The 19,571-nt window shown below is 54.5% G+C and carries 15 protein-coding genes; 13 read left to right on the top strand and 2 right to left on the bottom strand.

Annotation, left to right across the window (positions count from 1 at the left end; all coding sequences use genetic code 11):
• The first annotated feature begins 20 nt into the window (after positions 1-20).
• The gene (gene bioD, locus G367_RS0102750; RefSeq protein ID WP_020411564.1) at positions 21-713 is read left to right on the top strand and encodes a dethiobiotin synthase; all 693 of its coding nucleotides are present in this window, start codon (positions 21-23) and stop codon (positions 711-713) included.
• A 120-nt stretch (positions 714-833) separates the two neighbouring features.
• Positions 834-2,615, top strand: a complete 1,782-nt coding sequence (locus tag G367_RS0102745) for an acyl-CoA dehydrogenase C-terminal domain-containing protein (RefSeq protein ID WP_020411563.1) — start codon at positions 834-836, stop codon at positions 2,613-2,615.
• A gap of 75 nt (positions 2,616-2,690) precedes the next feature.
• Here the strand turns inward: G367_RS0102745 and G367_RS0102740 are convergent, their stop codons facing one another.
• Entirely contained in the window at positions 2,691-4,436 is a 1,746-nt protein-coding gene (locus tag G367_RS0102740) for a S8 family peptidase (protein ID WP_020411562.1), read from the bottom strand.
• A 476-nt stretch (positions 4,437-4,912) separates the two neighbouring features.
• On the opposite strand from G367_RS0102740, the gene G367_RS0102735 reads away from it, so the two are divergent.
• The 5 genes from G367_RS0102735 (at position 4,913) to creD (ending at position 9,426) form a co-directional block, all read left to right on the top strand.
• Positions 4,913-5,104 carry a DUF3094 family protein gene (locus G367_RS0102735; RefSeq protein WP_020411561.1) on the top strand — a complete coding sequence of 64 codons (192 nt, stop codon included), beginning with the start codon at positions 4,913-4,915 and terminating at the stop codon, positions 5,102-5,104.
• A 10-nt stretch (positions 5,105-5,114) separates the two neighbouring features.
• A complete protein-coding gene (locus G367_RS0102730; protein ID WP_026304899.1) occupies positions 5,115-5,783 on the top strand; it encodes a nitroreductase family protein in 669 nt (222 codons plus the stop codon).
• Positions 5,784-5,853: 70 nt separating this feature from the next.
• Entirely contained in the window at positions 5,854-6,540 is a 687-nt protein-coding gene (creB, locus tag G367_RS0102725) for a two-component system response regulator CreB (RefSeq protein ID WP_020411559.1), read from the top strand.
• A gap of 1 nt (position 6,541) precedes the next feature.
• Positions 6,542-7,966: a two-component system sensor histidine kinase CreC gene (gene creC / locus G367_RS0102720; RefSeq protein WP_020411558.1), complete on the top strand. Its 1,425-nt coding sequence runs from the start codon at positions 6,542-6,544 to the stop codon at positions 7,964-7,966.
• Between the two features lie 113 nt (positions 7,967-8,079).
• Positions 8,080-9,426, top strand: a complete 1,347-nt coding sequence (creD, locus tag G367_RS0102715) for a cell envelope integrity protein CreD (RefSeq protein ID WP_020411557.1) — start codon at positions 8,080-8,082, stop codon at positions 9,424-9,426.
• A gap of 36 nt (positions 9,427-9,462) precedes the next feature.
• On the opposite strand, the gene G367_RS0102710 is transcribed toward creD, so the two are convergent.
• Positions 9,463-9,924 (bottom strand): EVE domain-containing protein, encoded by a 462-nt coding sequence (locus G367_RS0102710; protein WP_020411556.1) that lies wholly within the window; start codon positions 9,922-9,924, stop codon positions 9,463-9,465.
• A gap of 120 nt (positions 9,925-10,044) precedes the next feature.
• On the opposite strand from G367_RS0102710, the gene G367_RS0102705 reads away from it, so the two are divergent.
• The 6 genes from G367_RS0102705 (at position 10,045) to G367_RS0102680 (ending at position 19,439) form a co-directional block, all read left to right on the top strand.
• Positions 10,045-11,133, top strand: a complete 1,089-nt coding sequence (locus G367_RS0102705; RefSeq protein ID WP_020411555.1) for a sensor histidine kinase — start codon at positions 10,045-10,047, stop codon at positions 11,131-11,133.
• Positions 11,134-11,137: 4 nt separating this feature from the next.
• Positions 11,138-11,953, top strand: a complete 816-nt coding sequence (locus G367_RS0102700) for a LytR/AlgR family response regulator transcription factor (protein ID WP_020411554.1) — start codon at positions 11,138-11,140, stop codon at positions 11,951-11,953.
• A gap of 292 nt (positions 11,954-12,245) precedes the next feature.
• Positions 12,246-15,341 carry an efflux RND transporter permease subunit gene (locus tag G367_RS0102695; RefSeq protein ID WP_020411553.1) on the top strand — a complete coding sequence of 1,032 codons (3,096 nt, stop codon included), beginning with the start codon at positions 12,246-12,248 and terminating at the stop codon, positions 15,339-15,341.
• Positions 15,338-16,462 (top strand): efflux RND transporter periplasmic adaptor subunit, encoded by a 1,125-nt coding sequence (locus G367_RS24840; RefSeq protein ID WP_020411552.1) that lies wholly within the window; start codon positions 15,338-15,340, stop codon positions 16,460-16,462. The genes G367_RS0102695 and G367_RS24840 overlap by 4 nt, the downstream gene beginning before the upstream one ends.
• 96 nt (positions 16,463-16,558) lie before the next feature.
• On the top strand, positions 16,559-17,155 hold the full coding sequence (locus G367_RS24835) for a DUF6515 family protein (protein ID WP_020411551.1): 597 nt from the start codon (positions 16,559-16,561) through the stop codon (positions 17,153-17,155).
• Positions 17,156-17,273: 118 nt separating this feature from the next.
• Complete coding sequence (locus G367_RS0102680; protein ID WP_020411550.1) at positions 17,274-19,439, top strand: mechanosensitive ion channel domain-containing protein; 2,166 nt, start codon at positions 17,274-17,276, stop codon at positions 19,437-19,439.
• Positions 19,440-19,571: the final 132 nt, after the last annotated feature.

The following is a 19,571-nucleotide window of genomic DNA, read 5'->3' as shown; positions in this document are numbered from 1 at the left end:
TTTTTTGATTAGCGGAGGCGATGGCCTTGGGCAGAACCTATTTTGTGGCCGGTACCGATACCGAAGTGGGCAAGACCTTTGTCAGTACAGCCCTGCTTACAGCAGGCGCAAACGCGGGATTACAAACCGCTGCGGTGAAGCCGGTAGCGTCTGGCTGTGAGCGGACTGAAGATGGATTGCGTAATGAAGATGCCCTGCTATTGCGGGAGGCGATGACCCTGCAGCTGCCTTACCAGCAGGTGAACCCTTTTGCGCTAGAGCCTGCAATCGCACCTCATATTGCCGCTATTGAGGCGGGAAAGCAGTTGAGTGTGTCACGTATGGCGGGCGTTTGCCGTGGTGTGATGTCTGCCGGCGCCGACCTGGTGCTGATTGAGGGCGCTGGAGGCTGGCGTACCCCTCTGGGACCAAGGAGCTTCCTGTCCCAGTTGCCGAGGGAACTGAATATCCCTGTGGTACTGGTGGTGGGTATGCAGCTGGGTTGTATCAACCACGCTCTACTTACTGCCGAGGCTATCCGCCGTGATGGTCTGCCGTTGGCTGGCTGGGTGGCTAACTTTGTTCGTCCGGGCATGGAGCGAGCCGAGGAGAATCTGGCCACCCTTGAAGCCCTGATACCTGCATCATTACTCGGTGTACTGCCCCATAGCGAGGGGCGGGATTATCGTGAGGCAGCCGAAAACCTGGATATCCGCCCGTTGCTACCCGCCTGAAGAACCCACCGTAAAGGCCGTTCCATCCGGGGCCTGAGAGGGCCCAAACCAGTTGACTTTGCCCGCCTTCGGCCCTAGATTCAAACAAGCGTTTGAAACACTTGAATGAGGATTGGGAGCATGGCCGACTACAAGGCGCCCCTGCGGGAGATGAACTTCCTGCTGCACGAAGTCTTTGCTGCAGAAAAACTCTGGACGGAACTGCCCGGACTTGCTGGGGTGGTAGATCGCGAGACCGCAGATGCGATTCTCGAAGAAATGGCCAAGCTGGCTTCCAATACCCTGGACCCTATCAATCGCAGCGGCGATGAAGAGGGTTGTCACTGGAATGAGGGGGTTGTAACCACCCCGGAGGGCTTCAAGGAAGCCTATGCGACTTTCTGCGAGGGCGGCTGGGGCGCACTGCTGGGTAACCCGGAGTATGGCGGTATGGGTATGCCGAAAATTTTGGGTGCTCAGGTCGAGGAAATGATCAATGCCTCCAATATTTCCTTTGCTCTCTACCCGGTATTGACCAACGGCGCCTGCCTGGCGATTGATGCCCATGCCAGCGAAGAGCTGAAACAGAAATATTTGCCCAAGATGTATGAGGGCACCTGGGCTGGCGCCATGGACCTGACCGAGCCCCATGCGGGCACCGACCTTGGGATTATCCGCACCAAGGCAGAGCCCCGCGAGGATGGCAGCTACAGCATAAACGGCAGCAAGATTTTTATTACCGGCGGCGACCAGGACCTGTCCGATAACATTATTCACCTGGTACTGGCCAAGCTGCCGGACGCACCCCAGGGCCCCAAAGGCATCTCCCTTTTCCTGGTGCCGAAATACAAAGTGAACGAAGACGGCAGTGTTGGCGAGAGCAATAACGTGAATTGCGGCTCTATTGAGCACAAGATGGGCATCAAAGCCTCCGCCACCTGTGCGATGAATTTCGATGGAGCCCAGGGCTGGCTGGTGGGCGAAGAGAACAAGGGTCTCGCCGCCATGTTTACCATGATGAATTACGAGCGCCTGGGTGTAGGTATCCAGGGCCTCGGCGCTTCCGATCGCTCCTACCAGAATGCCCGGGAATACGCTCGCGACCGTATTCAGAGCCGCTCTCCGGCCGGTGCCCAGCAGCCAGAGAAAGCAGCCGATCCGATTATCGTACACCCTGACGTGCGCCGGATGCTGCTCACCCAGAAAGCTCTGGTTGGTGGTGGCCGCGCCCTGTCCACTTATGTGGCCCAGTGGTTGGATATTTCCAAGTTTGGTGAGGGTGAAGAGAAGAAGAATGCCGAATCCATGGTGGCATTACTGACCCCGGTGGCCAAGGCCTTTACCACCGATATGGGCCTGGACTGCACCGTAATCGGTCAGCAGGTATTCGGCGGCCACGGATATATTCGTGAGTGGGGTCAGGAGCAGTTGGTGCGCGATGTGCGCATCACCCAGATTTACGAAGGTACCAACGGTATCCAGGCCCTGGATCTGGTGGGCCGTAAAACTGTCGCCAGCGGTGGTGCCCTGTTTGAGCTGTTTGCCGCGGATGTACAGAAATTTATCGACAGCCAGGTGGATCGAGAGGCGATGGCGGAGTTCGTGCAGCCGTTGGCAATCGAGCTGCAGCGCCTGCGCGAGGCCACCGAGAAGATGATTGCGGCTACCCAAGAAGATCCCCACGCGCCTGGTGCGGCATCTGTAGAATACCTGCATCTATTCGGCTATGTGGCCTACGCCTTTATGTGGGCCAAGGTGGTTGCAGTAGCACTGGATCAGCAGGAGGCAGATAGCTTCTACAAAGGTCAGGTGAAAACTGCGCGATTCTATTTTGCGCGTTTGCTGCCGCGCACCCAAGCACTGGCTGCAAGTGTAAATGCCGGCAGCGCGACCCTTATGGATCTGGAGGACGAGCTGTTCTAAGGGGGCTGGAGAGAATCCCAAAAAGCCCCGCATCGCGGGGCTTTTTTATTTTGGTTGTTTAGGTTTCAAAGCTTGTCACGGCTTGGCTTCAGCAGTCAAAGTCAGTCCGTTAAATGCTTCATAGCCATGCAGGGCGATATACCATGTACCGGCAGAGGGGTTATTGAAAGAGCAGCTCTCAGTGTTATATCCGTTGGTGTTTCCTACCCACTCGTAAGGTACGCAATTCTCAGTATCATTCACTACGCTCCCCCTGGTCGGGCTGCTTCCGTAACTAACATAGAGGTCGACTTCACCGTTATCGTTGAATATCTCAATATCCAGGGAGGACATGCCTGGCTCTACCTCAATCTGGTATGTCAGCCAACTGCCAGACGCACCTGCAACATTAGTTTCCACAAGACTGGTGCCGTTGCCGGTATTGCCATTTCCGGTAATAGACGCTACCGCAGCCGCAGCATCGACGATGCCTGCCCCGCAGCCAGTACATGAAGATGGGAAGCTACGAGTAGTGTTACTGAGTACGGATTCAACTTCATCTGGGGTCAGGTTCGGGTCTACCGAGTAAAGCAAAGCGGCAACGCCGGCAACATGTGGCGCGGCCATGCTGGTGCCTTGGCTGTAGTAGTAGGCATCACTTCCGGGGCTTCTGGTACCGCTATTGTCTGTCGAGAGGATGCCATTGGAATCATTGGCGAAGCTCTGTGCGCCTCCAGGAGCGGCCATATCGACTGCATTGCCGTAATTGGAATAGTAAGCGCGGCCGCCATCGCGATCTGTTGCGGCAACGGTGATAACGCCATCACAGCTCGCCGGGGTGTATCTACTTGCGTAATCATCGTCATTACCGGCGGCCACGACAACGGTTGCGCCGAGACTGCGTGCGGTATTAATAGCCGTTTGGTAGGCCGAGCCACAGGTACCCTCACCACCGAGGCTCAGATTGAGAACCTGTGCCGGGTTGGCATTAGTCGGTACACCGGAAACACTGCCCCCTGCAGCCCAAACGATGGCATCTGCGATATCTGAAGTCAGACCGCCACAGCGGCCGAGTACTCGAACTGGGACCACCTTGGCTTTGTAAGCGACGCCGGCCACTCCCATATTATTGTTGGTAGTGGCTGCGATAGTGCCGGCAACGTGGGTACCGTGCCAGCTGCTGTCGCTTTCGTAATTTCTGGGGTCATCACTCTGGCAGGCATTGTCTGTGTGCCAGTCACCTGGGTCAGTGGCATCGCCATCACGTCCATCGCCATCGACTGAGACAAACGTATTGGAAATCATATCGTAGCCAGGTAGCAGGTTGTCGACCAGGTCGTGATGGGGGCGATAGCCGGTATCAAGGACGGCTACTACAGCGCCCTCACCCTGTGTGACATCCCAGGCTGAGGGCAGATTGAGGCCACCTGTGGATTCCCGGTAGTGCCATTGATTCCAATAACTGGGATCATTCGGAGTTGCCATTGGACGCATCAATAAATCTGGTTCTGCGTACTCGACATTGGGGTCCTGCTTTAGCCGCTCAACTATTTTTTTCAGTTCCGCCTTGCTTTTGCGGCCCTCTAGGCGCATGACCTGGGCTCCTGAGGCCATACGGCGCTTGTGGCGTAACTTGTGGCCGGCTCGCTGAGAGGCCTTATCAATAGTGTCTTGTGCAAGCTTGGCACCATGACCAATTTTTGAGCTTTTCTTGTACTTGATGATGATGCCGTCAGTCAGGCCGGTCTCATTCGCATGAGCCGCGAAAGGGGTAGCACACGCAAGCGAAACTGCCGTTGCGATTGCTGTTTTTTGCATCAGGGCTTTTATTGATGAGCGCATTATTATTGTTTTCTCCACAACTTTTGGAATTATCCGCACTGGCTACTTTGTCAGTACGTTTTTCATTGTTGGCTCCAAGTGCGCTCGCTAGCCTAATAAGTTTGACTGATCCCTGAGCGGGCGGCCTTAGCCTCAAGGCTCTGTGCATGTAAGACACAGAGTCCAGGAATTTCATTCTTCAATAAATACTCACCTGGGCATATTTTGTAACGAATTCGTAACGTTAGCCTTCAGGCTTTAATTGAATTTTGCTTATAAAATTATCTAATAAAGTTATTACTTGTTTGCCGGTTGAGGGTAACTTGGGCCCACTTCCCTTCGCTTGGGAAACCTGGGTATAGGGAGTGGCCCTAATATCAGTCTCCCGGGAATTTCGCTGTTTCATAATATTAAGCAATAGGAGATGGCGTTTTTTGTGGAGTCACTTTTCGCTTTCTCCTACACTCGGGACAAAACAATAACGAGCGAAAGAGCCAATGTCCGATACCCCCCAAAAGAAACTGTCCGCAGAAGACCAGGCCCGGGTCGATCAATACCTGCAAAGTGGTGTGAATCAGGTGGAGCGAAAGCCCTTCAGGCCCTGGTTATTGCTGCTGGTGGTTGTGGTTGTACTAACTCTCTTGTCACTGCTCAGTGTATTTATCGCACAGACCAAAGGTGTGGTTTGAGGGGCTGGATATGACGACTGAAAAAATATTCCAGCCCTTGAATTTTACCCACCTTGACGATGATGAGATGTGCCGTCGTGCAGGTGAGTTCTTCCGACTGATGCGCCGGCGCCGCTCGGTGCGGGACTTCTCTGCAAGGCCCGTACCTCGTGAAGTTATCGAGGATGCCGTGCGCGCTGCGGGCAGTGCTCCCAGCGGGGCTAATATGCAGCCTTGGCATTTTGTCGTAGTTGAAAGTGCGGAGGTCAAACGCCGCATTCGCCAGGCAGCAGAGGAGGAAGAGCGTGAGTTTTACCAGCGGCGTGCCTCTGAAGAGTGGCTCAATGCCTTGGAACCACTGGGTACGGATGCGCACAAACCTTTCCTGGAAACCGCCCCTTACCTGATCGCAATTTTCCTGAAGAAATTTTCCAGTGCGGAAAATGGTGAGCGATTAAAAAATTATTACACTGCAGAATCAGTGGGTATTGCTACTGGCATGTTGATTGCTGCTTTGCATAATGCCGGTGTGGCGACTCTTACCCACACCCCCAGCCCGATGAAATTTCTCAATGAAATTCTCGGTCGCCCGGTTGAGGAAAAGCCCTATATGATTTTGGTGGCCGGGCTGCCGGCGGAGGGCGCCCAGGTGCCGGCGATTGCCAGAAAATCCCTGGATGAAATCTCTGATTTTATTTGAGTTATGGCTAAAGCAAGCGTAGGGCTCAGTAAAAAATAGGTACACTGGCAGAATTTGAGCTTGGGGTCCTATGCCAAAAATACTGATCGTTGAAGATGAAGGCGCTATTGCCGATACCCTGGTCTATGCCCTGCAGACCGAGGGGTTTACCACTCGCTGGGTGGGGGTGGCCGGCGAGGCGCTGGTACTGCTTGAGAATGAGCCTTTCGACCTGGTGATCCTGGATGTGGGACTGCCGGATATCAGTGGCTTCGAAGCCTGTAAGCAGTTGCGTCGTTTCTCCGAAGTGCCGGTGATATTCCTCACTGCCCGCAATGCAGAAATAGACCGGGTAGTGGGGCTCGAGATCGGTGCTGATGACTATGTGGTGAAACCTTTCAGTCCGCGCGAAGTGGTGGCGCGGGTAAAGGCCATCCTTAAACGCATGACATCGGGCCCTGATAAGTCACAAAAAATAGAGCTGAAAGGGCCTTTCCGCATAGAGCAGGGGAGTTACCAGATTCATTTCCGCGAGCAGTTATTACCTCTGACGCTCAATGAATATCGCCTGCTGGAAACCCTGTTAACCCAGCCGGGACGAGTGTTTTCCCGTGCACAATTACTCGATGCACTGGGGGTGGCACTGGAGGCGGGTTATGAGCGTAATATCGATAGTCACATCAAAGGGCTGAGAGCCAAATTGCGAATGATTGCACCTGATGCCAAGCCAATACAGACCCACCGGGGCTTGGGGTATAGCTGCTGCCTGGAATCCTAAAATGTCATTGGGCATTCGTATTTTCGCTGTCTATTTCCTGTTTGTTGGCTTGGCCAGCTGGTTTGTATTGAATACGGTGATGGAGGAGATCCGTCCCGGGGTACGCCAATCCACCGAGGAAACCCTGGTAGATACTGCCAACTTGCTGGCGGAAATCCTGCGTGATGATGTCAGGAGCGGTAATCTGGCTCAGAGCCAACTACCTGAGTTGCTGGAAGCTTATGGTCGGCGTCAGCCACAGGCAAATATCTGGGGACTGACCAAGAGCCAGGTGAATCACCGAATTTATGTCACCGATGCTTTCGGCCGAGTTTTATTGGATTCCAGCGGTCGGGCGGTCGGCCAGGACTATTCTCGTTGGAATGATGTCTACCTAACCCTGCGTGGCGATTACGGTGCGCGCTCTACGCGCGAAGATCCTGACAACCCGGATTCCTCGGTGATGTATGTGGCGGCGCCCATACTCGACCGGGAAGAAATTATCGGTGTGGTCTCCGTGGCCAAGCCCAATCAAACCCTACAGCCTTATATTGATCGGTCGCAACGGCGTTTGATGTGGCTGGGGGTGGGATTGGTCGTACTGGGATTATTGGTCGGCGCCCTGTTGTCCTGGTGGCTGGGCCGCTCACTGGGAAAACTGACCCAGTATGCCCAGGCTGTGAGTGCGGGGCAACGAGTCGAGCCACCGAAAATGTCTGATGGTGAGCTGGGGCAGCTGGCACTGGCCCTGGAACAGATGCGCTCTGAGTTGGAAGGCAAGAATTATGTTGAGCGCTATGTGCATACTCTGACCCACGAATTGAAAAGTCCGCTGGCGGCCATTCGCGGTGCTGCTGAACTGCTCGATAGTGAGATGCCCGCGGATCAGCGCCGGCGTTTCATAAGCAATATTCAACAGGAGACCTCTCGTTTACAGCAGTTGAGCGAACGATTGTTGCACTTGGCCCAGGTAGAGCAGCGTCAGGGGCTGGAGGAGAGGGAGGCCATTCCACTGGCACACTTGCTGGAAGAGCTGTTGCAGGCCCGACAGGCGCGTATTACCGCTGGCGGTTTTAGTGTGGAGTGGGCAGTGGAAGATACTCTGAGATTGTATGGCGAGCGTTTCTTATTGAACCAGGCCCTGGCCAATTTGCTCGACAACGCATTGGATTTCACTCCACAAGGTGGCCTGCTTCGCATTGGCGCCGGGCGGTGTGAGGGATGGATAGAAATCTGCCTATACAACCAGGCTGAAGCTATTCCCGAGTATGCCCTGGCGCGCCTGACGGAGCGTTTCTACTCACTGCCTCGTCCCAGTGGTGGACGTAAAAGTACTGGTCTGGGACTCAACTTTGTAAAGGAAGTGGCCGAACTGCACGGTGGTGAATTGACTATCGCCAATGTGGAGAGAGGTGTTGAGGTGCGCCTGACTTTGCCAGCTGATTAAGTTGAAGGCCAAAGTTCACATAATCTCCACAAAATCTCCTTTTAGACCCCATCGGCATCCCACCCGGGCCGCTCAGACTCAGCAGATCGAAATTCGACACTGAGGTCTGAACCATGAACCGAACCCTGGCATTTAAATTGGGCGCGATCGCCTTTTTGGTGTTATTGCTGTTGATACCGCTGACTATGATTGGCGGTTTGATCGATGAGCGGCAGCGATACCAGGGAGAAGTACTTCGGGATATTGCCCGAAGTTCCAGTTACAGCCAGAAAATCGTTGGGCCTATTCTGATAATGCCCTATACCAGAACAGTGCAGCACCTGAAGATAAACGACCAAACTGGCGAACGTTATCAGGAACAGCGTGAAACCAGTGGGCGGCTGTATTTTCTGCCGGAGCGATTTATTTTTGATGCCGAACTGGGCACCGAGCGCCGCGCCCGGGGTATTTATGAGGCGCTTCTTTACCATAGTGATAGCAAGGTGAGTGGGGTGTTTCGGTTGCCACAGAAGTTGGGTTTGGGTGAAAAACTGGATCAATATCGCTTTGATGCACCCTTCCTCTCCGTTGGTATCAGTGATATTCGAGGTATTCGTAAAGACCTGAAATTGCGTTTGAATAACGAAAGTCTGGAGTTCGCGCCCGGCAGTGGTACCTCTATGCTTGGCGCGGGTGTTCATGCGCAACTGCCCATGATAAATCCAGAGGGTGGTCAGGACCTGGAATTTGCCTTTGATCTGAACTTGCAGGGTACCGAGCATTTGCAGTTGGTGCCGGTAGGTCGCGATAGCCGGGTGATGCTGGCTGCTGACTGGCCCCACCCCAGCTTTATCGGCGAGTACCTACCGAGTCGCCGAGAGATCACCGATCGCGGTTTCACTGCCGAGTGGCAGACCAGTTTCTTTGCGACCAACCTGGAAGAGGTGTTGCAGCAGTGTGGGAAAGATAGCGAGTGTGCAAATTTACTCGGGCGCAGCTTTGGCGTCAGCTTTCTTGACCCTGTGGATCAGTACCTGAAGACTGATCGGGCGATTAAATATGCACTGCTATTCCTCACTTTGACCTTTGCCACTTTCTTCCTGTTTGAAGTACTCAAGCGACTGTCCGTGCATCCGGTGCAATACGCACTGGTGGGTTTGGCGCTGGCGTTGTTTTACCTATTGTTGTTATCGCTGTCGGAGCATATTGCTTTTGCCAAGGCCTATGCAGTTTCTGCAGCAGCCTGTGTCGGCCTGATTGGTTTCTATACCAGTTCTGTGTTGCGAAGCTGGCGTCGGGGTTTGGGTTTTGCCGCTCTGCTGGCAGCGCTTTACGGACTCCTGTATGGATTGCTCAGTGCTGAGGATTACGCCCTGCTGATGGGGTCACTGCTGGTATTCGCGGTACTTAGCTGCACTATGGTGTTGACCAGAAAACTTGACTGGTACAGCGTGGGACGTTCCCCTCACGAAGATAACTAAATTACCCGCAGCGGCGCCAAAGGCGTCGCTATGCCGTCAGCTTAGTCCGAGTTCGAGAATAGTGTCCCACTCACTTGCTTTTACAGGCTGTATCGACAACCGCCCCTGCTTAACCAGTACCATCTCCTCAAGTTCAGGGGTCTTCTTGATTTCGGCCAGTGGAACAGGTCGTGCAAACTCACTGCGCCAGGTTACATCGACACAGTACCAGCGAGGCTTGCTGGGGCTGGCCTTGGGATCGAAGTATTTGCTCTCAGGGTCGAATTGGGCCGGGTCTGGATAGGCGGCCCTGACCACTTCGGCGGTACCCACCACCGCTGGCACCTTGCAGGCACTGTGATAGAACAATACTCCATCGCCCACTGAGACCTGATCGCGCAGGAAGTTGCGCGCCTGAAAGTTGCGGACTCCATCCCAGCGTCCGCTGCCAGTGTTTTCGGCGGCGAGGTCCTGCAGGCTGTATTCGTCCGGTTCGGATTTGAATAACCAGTATGTCATGCGGCAGTTTGTCCCTGTGCTGCGCCGGTTGGTGTTTCGCCGGCGATCGACCCCATTTAGTATGAAGCCATACAAAAGTGTCAAATCGACGCCATATTTTGATGTCTTCAGCGGGAGATTATGGGAAATAAAGCATTTCAGTGGCTTTCACAGCGCCTTTCGAGCCATAAGTCCCAATACTGGGCCCTGCAGCTCAGCGGTTGGGCCGGCTACACCCTAATGACTTTTATCAGTAGTTTTTTCTGGGTGAAAGACCACTGGGTCCATTCGGGCTATATCGCCATGGCCACCACTGCCGGGATTTTGCTCAGCGGTTCCATGCGCTATGGCTTCCAGCGCCTGTGGAACAAGCCCCCGGCAACCCGTTTCCTGGGGTCACTGCTCTTGGTAGTGCTGGTAGCCGCGCTCTGGGCAGCCATCAAGTTCGGAGGTTTTCTGTGGTTGTACGGTAAAGTGAGCGATGAAAACCCGGTTTGGCAAGCCACCTACTGGTTTTCCTATTCATTTATGATTCTCACCACCTGGGCGGCACTGTATTACGGCATTAAGTATTATCAAACCTCGCAGACCCAGCAGGCGAAGGCCCTGCGTGCTGAATCTATGGCGCACCAAGCCCAGCTGAAAATGTTGCGCTACCAGTTAAATCCCCACTTCCTGTTTAACACTCTCAATGCCATTTCCACACTGATCCTGGATAACGATGGGCGCACCGCCAACAATATGGTAATGCGTTTGTCACAGTTCCTGCGCCACTCCCTGGACAACGACCCCATGCAAAAGGTCACCCTGGCCAAGGAGGTGGAGGCACTGATGCTCTACCTGGATATTGAGAAAGTGCGCTTTGCCGATCGTCTCGGTGTGCGCCTGGATTTACAGGGAGAGTCGCCTCAGGCGCTGGTGCCCAGCCTGTTGCTGCAGCCTCTGGTGGAAAATGCGATTAAATACGGCATTTCCCAGTTGGAGTGGGGCGGGGAAATCGGTATCAAAGCGCGGGTCTTTGCTGGAGAGCTTCTGTTGGAAGTCACAGACAATGGTCCAGGCATGTCGGAAAAGGAGTTGCGCCTGATTGGCAAGGGCTATGGTGTTGGCATTCGCAATACCTGCGAGCGCCTGCGCGCATTGTATGGCGAGGATCAGAGAGTGCGTTTCCGCAATCGCCCGGAGGGCGGCCTGTCGGTAAACATTCGCATTCCCTATGAACAGGAATAACGAGATGAGTGCAGTTGAAAACCTGACCGCAATTATTGTCGATGACGAACCCCTGGCCCGCCGTGGCCTGCGGCTGCGCTTGGAGCAGATGCCTGGTGTAAAAGTGGTCGCAGAGAGTGGTAATGGCCGAGATGCCCTGGAAAAAATTCTCGAATTCGGGCCCGATGTGGCTTTTGTGGATATCCAGATGCCGGGTATCAATGGCCTGCAGCTTGTGCAACAGATTCCTTTAGAGAAGTTGCCGCAAGTGGTGTTTGTCACTGCTTACGATCAGTACGCTGTAGAGGCGTTTGAAGTTAATGCAGTGGACTATGTGTTAAAGCCCATTGAAGAGGAGCGTTTAGCGTTGGCGCTGGCGCGCGCTCGCGAGAAAATGTCCACTGCAGATATTGCCATCCAGCGTGAGCAATTGCTGGAGGCTGTGGCGGATTTAACCAAGGAGTCTCCGGAGGCCTTAGAGCAAAAGCTGGTGAGTGGCCAGTTTGCCGGTAGTGCCTATCCAGACAAAATTGCAGTTAAGGATTCGGGGAAAATCACCCTGGTCCCAGCGCGTGAGATTGACTGGATTGATGCTGCCGGGGATTACATGTGTGTACACGCTCAGGGTGAAACCCATGTCATGCGTATCACTATGAAAGAATTGGAGCAACAACTGGACCCTAAACTATTTCAGCGTATCCACCGCTCCACAATTGTGAATTTGAGCCGCGTGCGCGAAATTAGAGCGCATATAAATGGGGAATACCATTTGGTTTTGGATAATGGTGAGTGCCTGAAAATGAGCCGCAGCTACAAGAGCAAAGTGCAGCACTTCCTTTAACTTTCCTGTGGGCCACATCATTGGAAAATATCGGATGTGGCCTGATCGATAATTCCCGGCACTTGATCGCAAGTCTCTTGTTTGCCGTTTTTATTGCATTAGCCTTCACACTGGTTGGTCCGGCAAGCTCTTTCCGGATGAATTACGCGGTATAGGACAGTGCAGCAATAGTGTGAGCCCAAAAGCATGAAGTCTGTGTAAAAAGCTGCATGGTTTTTTCGGAAATCAGTAAACAGGGGCGGGAAGCTCCGTCTTATTCTGTATTTATAACTAAAAAACAAGGGCCTATGGAATGGCGCTGACGAGAGTCGCTTTGAAAAATCCCGCCGCAGCCGGCGTGGCTGTGGTATTGGCTGTATTACTGGGAGCTTTTCTTGCCAGTCGCCTGCCGGTACAGCTTTTCCCCGATATAGAAAACCCCCGTATTGCCATCCAAGCTGGCTGGCGTGCCGCCGCGCCGAAAGAGGTAGAGGCGGAAATAGTCGAGCCTATCGAATCGGTACTGCAGGGCCTCACTGGCCTGGAAACCATGGAGGTGAATGCAGGTCGAGGCGGCGCTTGGGTGAACCTGGAATTCACCATGGGCACCGATATGGATAAGGTGCTGATCGATGTGATCAGTCGTATGAGCAGCCTGCCGCCACTGCCGCGGGATGCGGAGCCGCCGAGGGTTATGCTTGGAGGATGGGGCGGCGATGCCACCGCTCTCACCTATTTCTTTTTGCAAAAACTGCCTGGTAACGCCAATCACCTCGATGACTATGCAGGTCTGATTGAGGATGTACTGCGGCCGGAGCTGGAGTCTGTACCGGGTGTTTCCAGTGTGGAAGCTCAGTCCGGTCGCGCCGCACAGGAGGAGCTGCAAGTCATTTTTGACCCCTGGAAAGCGGCTGAGCTGGGCATTCAGTTGCCGGCGATCAGCCGTCAGCTGGCCTCGGCGCGGGACGTCTCTGGTGGATTTACCGATGTGGGGCGTCGCCGCTACACATTGCGTTTTGTCGGTGAATATGAGCCGGCCGATTTATCTGAGCTGGTGCTGGAGTGGCGCGATGGCCAACCGGTGCGACTCGGCGATATTGCCGAGGTGCGGGTTGGACCGTCTGAGTCCCGTGGGGTTACAACGCAGAACGGCAATCCTGCGGTATCTATGCGCATTAACCGCACCAACGACGCAAATATGCTTGCCACACTGGAGCTGGTAAAGCGGAAAGTTGCGGAGCTGAACGAAACCAAACTGAAAAACGAACAGCTGGTGCTGGTGCAGTCCTTCGATGCCTCGGTGTTTGTTTACCGCGCCCTGAATTTGCTCGGCGGCAATCTGATACTGGGTATACTGCTGGCGGTAGGGGTGCTTTGGTGGTTTTTGCGGCGTATGCGTGCCACCCTGATTGTTGCGGCGGCGATCCCTATTTCCCTGCTCTCGACCTTTGTAGTGCTGTCCGCTGCCGGACGCAGTGTGAATGTCATCTCCCTCGCCGGCCTCGCCTTTGCCACAGGTATGGTGCTCGATGCCGCGATTGTGGTGCTGGAAAATATTGTGCGTCTACGGGAAAAAGGCCTCGGCCCCGAGGAGTCATCAGAGCAGGGAGCCGGGCAGGTTTGGGGAGCACTGTTGGCGAGCACAGCAACAACTGTGGCGATCTTCCTGCCGGTATTTTTCCTCAATAGTGTCGAAGGGCAGGTATTTGGGGACCTGGCTCTGACTATTGCCGTGGCAGTGGTGTTTTCCCTACTGGCCGCTGTGGCAATAGTGCCATTGGCGGCGAAGCTTTGGCTGCCCCCTATTTCCAGCGAGGATCGCCTGGCGCGCGTTTGGGGAAAAATCACTTCCCAGGTAATGGCACTAACCAGCACTCGCGCTCGTCGCTGGCAGGTCATAGGTGGCTTCCTGTTGGTACCTGTTGCCGCGACATATTTTCTTTTACCAAACCTCGATTATTTACCCCCGGTAAAAAGGGATGCGGTGGATGTGTGGATGAATTTCCCTTCGTCCACCAACACCAAAACAATCGAAAAGGAAATCGTCAATGAGCTGGACCGGCGCATGGCACCTTATATGAGTGGTGAGCGGGAGCCGGCCCTGAAGAACTATTACATTATTTCCTGGCCCAATGGCGGCACCATGGGTGTGCGCGTTAAGGATATGGACCAGGCCAAGGAGATGGAGCGGCTGCTGCGTGAGGAAATCCTGGTGGATATTCCCGATTTTCAGGGATTTGCTGCCCGCGGCAATCTGTTTGGCCAATTCGGTGGAGATCGCCGGATAGCTTTGCACTTACAGTCGCGCGATGCCGATGGCCTGATGCGTGCCGCCGCCCGTGGTGTGGAAGTCATGGAAGAGGTGATGCCGGGCACACCGGTGCAGACCAATCCGGGGCTTTCTTTATCGGAACCTGAGCTAACTGTGCGCCCGAACGACCGTGCAATGCTGGAGCAGGGCTGGAACCGCCAGGATATGGGCAGCTTGATTCGCACCCTGGGTAATGGTCTCTATGTGGGCGAATATTTTGACGGGGAAAAACGTCTGGATGTGATTTTCAAGGCACAGCCCTGGAGCACCCCGGAGCAGTTGCAGAATACCCCGCTGGTCACGCCCCGCGGTGAGGTAGTGCCGCTCAACCAGCTTGCCAATGTTGAGCGCACTGTGGGTCCGGGCAACCTGCGCAGGGTGGATGGTCGCCGCACTATTACATTGAATATTGTGCCGCCTGATGATGTGTCCCTGGAGGAAGTTCGCGCGCAGCTGGAGGCGGAAGTGCTGCCGCAAATCCGCGAGGCTCTGCCAGATGATGGCAGTATTCTGGTGGGTGGTAATGCCAGTGATCTGGATAAGGCCCTGGTATCCCTGTCACAGAATTTTGTTTTGGCGTTGTTGATTCTATTCCTGTTGATGAGTGCCTTATTCCGCTCCTTGCGTGATGCTGGGCTGGTTTTGCTCACCGTGCCACTTGCCACGGTGGGTGGAGTGTTGGCTCTACAATTCCTGAATTTAATTGGCTTCCAGCCTCTCGATCTTCTCACCATGATTGGCTTCGTTATTTTGCTGGGCCTGGTAGTGAACAATGCCATTCTGCTGGTGCACCAGACCCGTGCTGCGGAAGATGCCGGCGCTAGCCGGGTAGAGGCAGTAGAGCAGGCATTGCGCCTGCGTCTGCGCCCGATCTTTATGAGTACCCTGACCAGTGTGTTTGGTATGTTACCCCTGCTGGTCGCGCCGGGTGAGGGCAGTGTGATCTATCGCGGGCTGGCTGCGGTGATCGTCGGCGGCATGGCAGTCAGTACCCTATTTACCTTGATATTGTTGCCGGCGCTGCTGCAGACCGGGCGTGTGCCACTACCGCAATTTACCCGCCTGCGCCAAAGATTGGCTGTGAGGAGTTCCCAATGAGAAAGTTTTTAGCCGGGGCCGCCTTGTCCCTGCTCATCGCCGAGCCGGTTTTGGCTCAGGGCGGGGCAGTGGCAGTCACTGTCGATAGGGCGCAAACCCGTGAAGTGGTGCCGAGCCAATGGTCTGCCGGGGAGGTGGTGAGTCGTCGCGATATCCTGATTTCCTCTGAATTGGATGGCGTGCTGGAATTTGTCGCCGAGCCGGGCAGCCTGGTGAAAAAAGGCCAGCGCCTGGCACAGCTGGATGCTACGCACTGGCGCCTTCAGTTACGTAACAGCGAGAGCCGGATAGCGCAATTGCAGGCACGCCTCACTTATATGGATGCCCAGCTGCAGCGGTTGAGCAAGCTGGCGGAAACCAATAGTACTTCGCGCTCGGCGCTGGAGGAACAGCACGCCGAGCGCGAGGCAATGGCCCAGGATCTGCTGGCTGCGCAAATTGAAAGAGACAGGCGAGCTTACGAACTCTCCAAAACCAAAATTGATGCGCCTTTTGATACTTTGGTGGCGAGCCGTGAATTACAGGCAGGGGAGTATGTGCGCACTGGTTCCGAGTTATTGCGCGCCCTGGATATGTCGCAACTCGAAGTGGAAGCGGATATCCCGCTAGCCGCTCTGCCGTTGATCGCTGCTGGCGATACCATAGCCGTGCGCAGTGATGCGGTATCTCGCTCTGAAGGAGAGCGCACCAGCGACCAGGTTTTCACTGGCCAGGTGCGCCAGTTTGTACCCGTGGCCAGTGATAATTCGCGGCGGGTGAAGCTGATGGTGAAGTTACCGCAGAGCGCACCACAACAGTGGGACTGGATTGTAGGAATGCCGGTCCAGGTCGCTGTGCCCCTGGCCGAAGCCCGCGCGACTATGGTGGTGCCGCGGGACGCTCTGGTTCTGCGTAATGGTGACACCTTTGTATTCCGCGTGGGCGATGAGGATAAAGCGGAGCGCTTGTCGGTCCGTATTGGTAGCGGTGATGGAGAGTGGATAGCCGTTTATGGTGACCTCGATAGTGGTGACCGGGTGATTGTTCGCGGTGCTGAGCGCCTGCAGCCGGGGCAGGAAGTGAAGATACTCTCAGAGGTGGTACGTGATGAGGATGGTACCAATATTGAGGGGGATAGCTGACCAGTTTTACGGTCACAGTTTTATTTAAATAAATTGGGGAACAGTGTTCTCTGACAATACACTTCTGCGACACTTAATTGCTCGTCGAGGTGTCTCATGCGTTTCCTGTTTGCGCTGCTGTTAATGACTATTACCTCAGCACCCCTAGCGGAAACGCAGGCGGAGCGCCTGCCGGATGGGGCGCGCCTTGTTGAAGCCAATGATGAGATTTATTTCTACGTGGGTGGATACTTCTATCGCCAGGGGCCGGATGGGTATACCCGAGTGGAACCGCCTCTGGGAGCTAGGGTGCCGGAAGTACCTACGGGTACTTCATTTTTCCTAAATGGAAAGGACTACCGGCGGGCGGGCAATGGCACCTTTTTTGAGTTTGACCCGCAGGACAACCAATTTGTCGTAGTCACACCGCCAGCTAACTGGCGCAATTACAATCGCAATCCCCTCGCACGCCAGGTGGAAATCTATCAGCGAGCCTACCCACCCAAGTATGAATCTCCCCGGCGTGTTAGTCAGCTGCGCAGTTTGCGCAGTTCGGATCGTAACATCGGCCGCAGGGAACTGTTTTGTAAGGCCAGGGCCGCCAATCTTGTGAGAAGTGTGCACCAGCCCGGCAGGGTGTCAGTGATCAGCTCGCGCGCCTATCGCAGGCAGTACCTCAATTGTATGCGTAAGTATGGTCGTAGACGTTATTGATACCGCTTTGAGCTGTCTGTCCCGGGAGCCTGGTCGCTCTCGACTACACTGAAATATATGCCCTCGAGGGGGCATATTTTCTTCCTCGCGATTGTTTCTCCACGGACAGATGTAATCTATGGCGGGCGCTGGCGGTTTCTCCCTCCTTCGAAAGAATTTCACTGAATGCCCGCAGCTTCGCCTGCTTTCTCTCTTTACTCTCCTCATTGTTGTCGCGCTATTCTCTCTGCCCGCAAGTGCACAACTGCCTGGATCGAAGCCGAAGGAATTTAAACCGGAAATTCCCGACTTTGCTGAACCTTCCGCGGATTGGTGGACGGGATGGAGCAATGCCTCACCGGAGCAGCGACGCGAGTGGTTGGACGCATTGCAAACTGCTTGGTCTGAGTGGGAAGGAGAGTTACCGGAAGACGACGAAGCACTACAAAAAGGCGCGAAGAAAATTTCCCAGAGCCTGGATGGGATAGAGATAACCTGGAAGAAGCGTCAGGAATATTTAAAAGTAGAACTGATGCCGGAGGTGAAATTCCCGGAAAATCCGACAGTACTCGACTGGGCCAGAGCGGACTCGGCAATCAGTCGTGGGCGGCGACGTTTGAGTGGGGTACAGCTGGAGGCGCGGCAGCTGCGGGATACCCGCTCCCAGTCCCTGTCGCAGTTGCGCAGGCAGGTGATTGTACTGCGCGATGCCAAAGGCAAGGAGGAAGATGAAGCGGCTCAAGCACTGCTGCTGGCCCAGATTAATCACCTCAATATTATTGAGCAGCTGGCGACAGTGAATGATTTCCTCGGTACTTGGCAGGAGAAAATTGAACTGGCTGAAAGCAAGCTGCGACGCATGCTCGACGATCTGCAATTCAGCGAAAAAGATGCCAAGGAACTCGAAAAAGCTATTGCTGATACAGATAAGAAAATTGAGCGTATAGCCGCAACCCGTACCAGTATACAGAGTACCACCGAGCCCTCCACCGACCCCGATACCAATATGAAAAAAGATCTCACCCTGATGCAACTTGAGGTGGATCTGCTGGAGGAGCACCTCGGCAAGCGCAAGAGCGAATTGCTGCAGTCTATTAACACCGTACTGGACCCGGCGGCAGAGGAGCGCCCGTTAATTGTCAGCAGGGAACTCTTGGAGAATGCAAATACAGTGATTGATGCTACGTCGCGGGAACTCGCTATCCGTCAACGCCAAGTGGTGGCCTGGCGGGGCGAAGATGAGAGCGAGGACCTCAGTCGCTGGTGGAATTATTTTGAACGGATCGGCAGTGGTTTGGCTCGGGCCAACGACCTGGAACAGGATATCCAGCGCTATGAAAAAGCACAGCTGGAAGTTTACCGCGAGCGCCAGGGTTGGTGGGCCACAGTGCGTGAGCGTGTCTCTCTGGCTGCCCGCCAGGTATACAAGCGCTGGCGCACTTTGGCTGATTACCAGTTATTTACCATCGCACAAAACCCGATTACCCTGCGCCTGATTGCCAAGATGATATTTGTCTTGGTGTGTGCCTGGCTCCTGTCGGTGCTGACCAGGGCTTTCTTGCGCCGCCTGGTGCGCAGGGAGCATGCCAGCGAATCCTCCATGTATAACCTGAGCAGGGTGTTGCACTACACCTTTGTTGCAGTCGCCCTTGTTATTGTATTGAGTATGCTTGGGCTGGATACATCCAAGCTAGCGCTGGTGGCTGGTGCGCTCTCCGTAGGTATTGGTTTTGGTTTGCAAGCCATTTTCTCCAATTTTATTTCCGGGCTTATTTTGTTGTTCGAACGGCCCTTGAAGGTGGGGGATTTGGTGGAGCTGGAGTCTGGTGTCTTTGGTCGGATTCGCGACATCAACGTGCGTTCTACCCGTATTACCACTCGGGACAATGTGGATATCCTGGTGCCTAACACCGAATTTGTTGCCGGTCGTGTAATCAACCATACCCTGGATGATCCGGTGCGGCGTATCCATGTGCCTTTTGGTGTTTCTTATTCCTCAGATCCAGACCTGGTACGTGAAGCAGCGCTGGAGGCCGCTGACCGGGTCAATATCACCCACACCGACTGGAAACGCAAAACCGAGGTTTGGTTGATGGAGTTCGGTGATAACTCGCTGAACTTCAAGCTGGTCGTGTGGGTAAACAGCAATATGGTCACTTCTTTGGGGGACTCATACGCGCTTTATAACCTGGAGTTGTTGAGAGAGTTTCGCGAGAAGGGGATCGAGGTGCCTTTTCCACAGCGGGACCTACACCTGCGCAGCTGGGATGTACCGGCCATTATTGGCCGAGCGGCTCGGAAATAGCCCAATAGCACCGCGGCGGGTATTCAGCCTCGGCGAATATGCGTAGTATTTTCCCTGCGGCCGATGTGACAATCGGCCCCGTCCAATTCACTTTGTATTGCTGCGTTTTGCTACCGGGCGCTCGAGCAATAG

It is taken from the genome of Microbulbifer variabilis ATCC 700307, assembly GCF_000380565.1.
Classification (GTDB): domain Bacteria; phylum Pseudomonadota; class Gammaproteobacteria; order Pseudomonadales; family Cellvibrionaceae; genus Microbulbifer; species Microbulbifer variabilis.
This window is presented reverse-complemented; position numbering and strand designations above follow the sequence as displayed.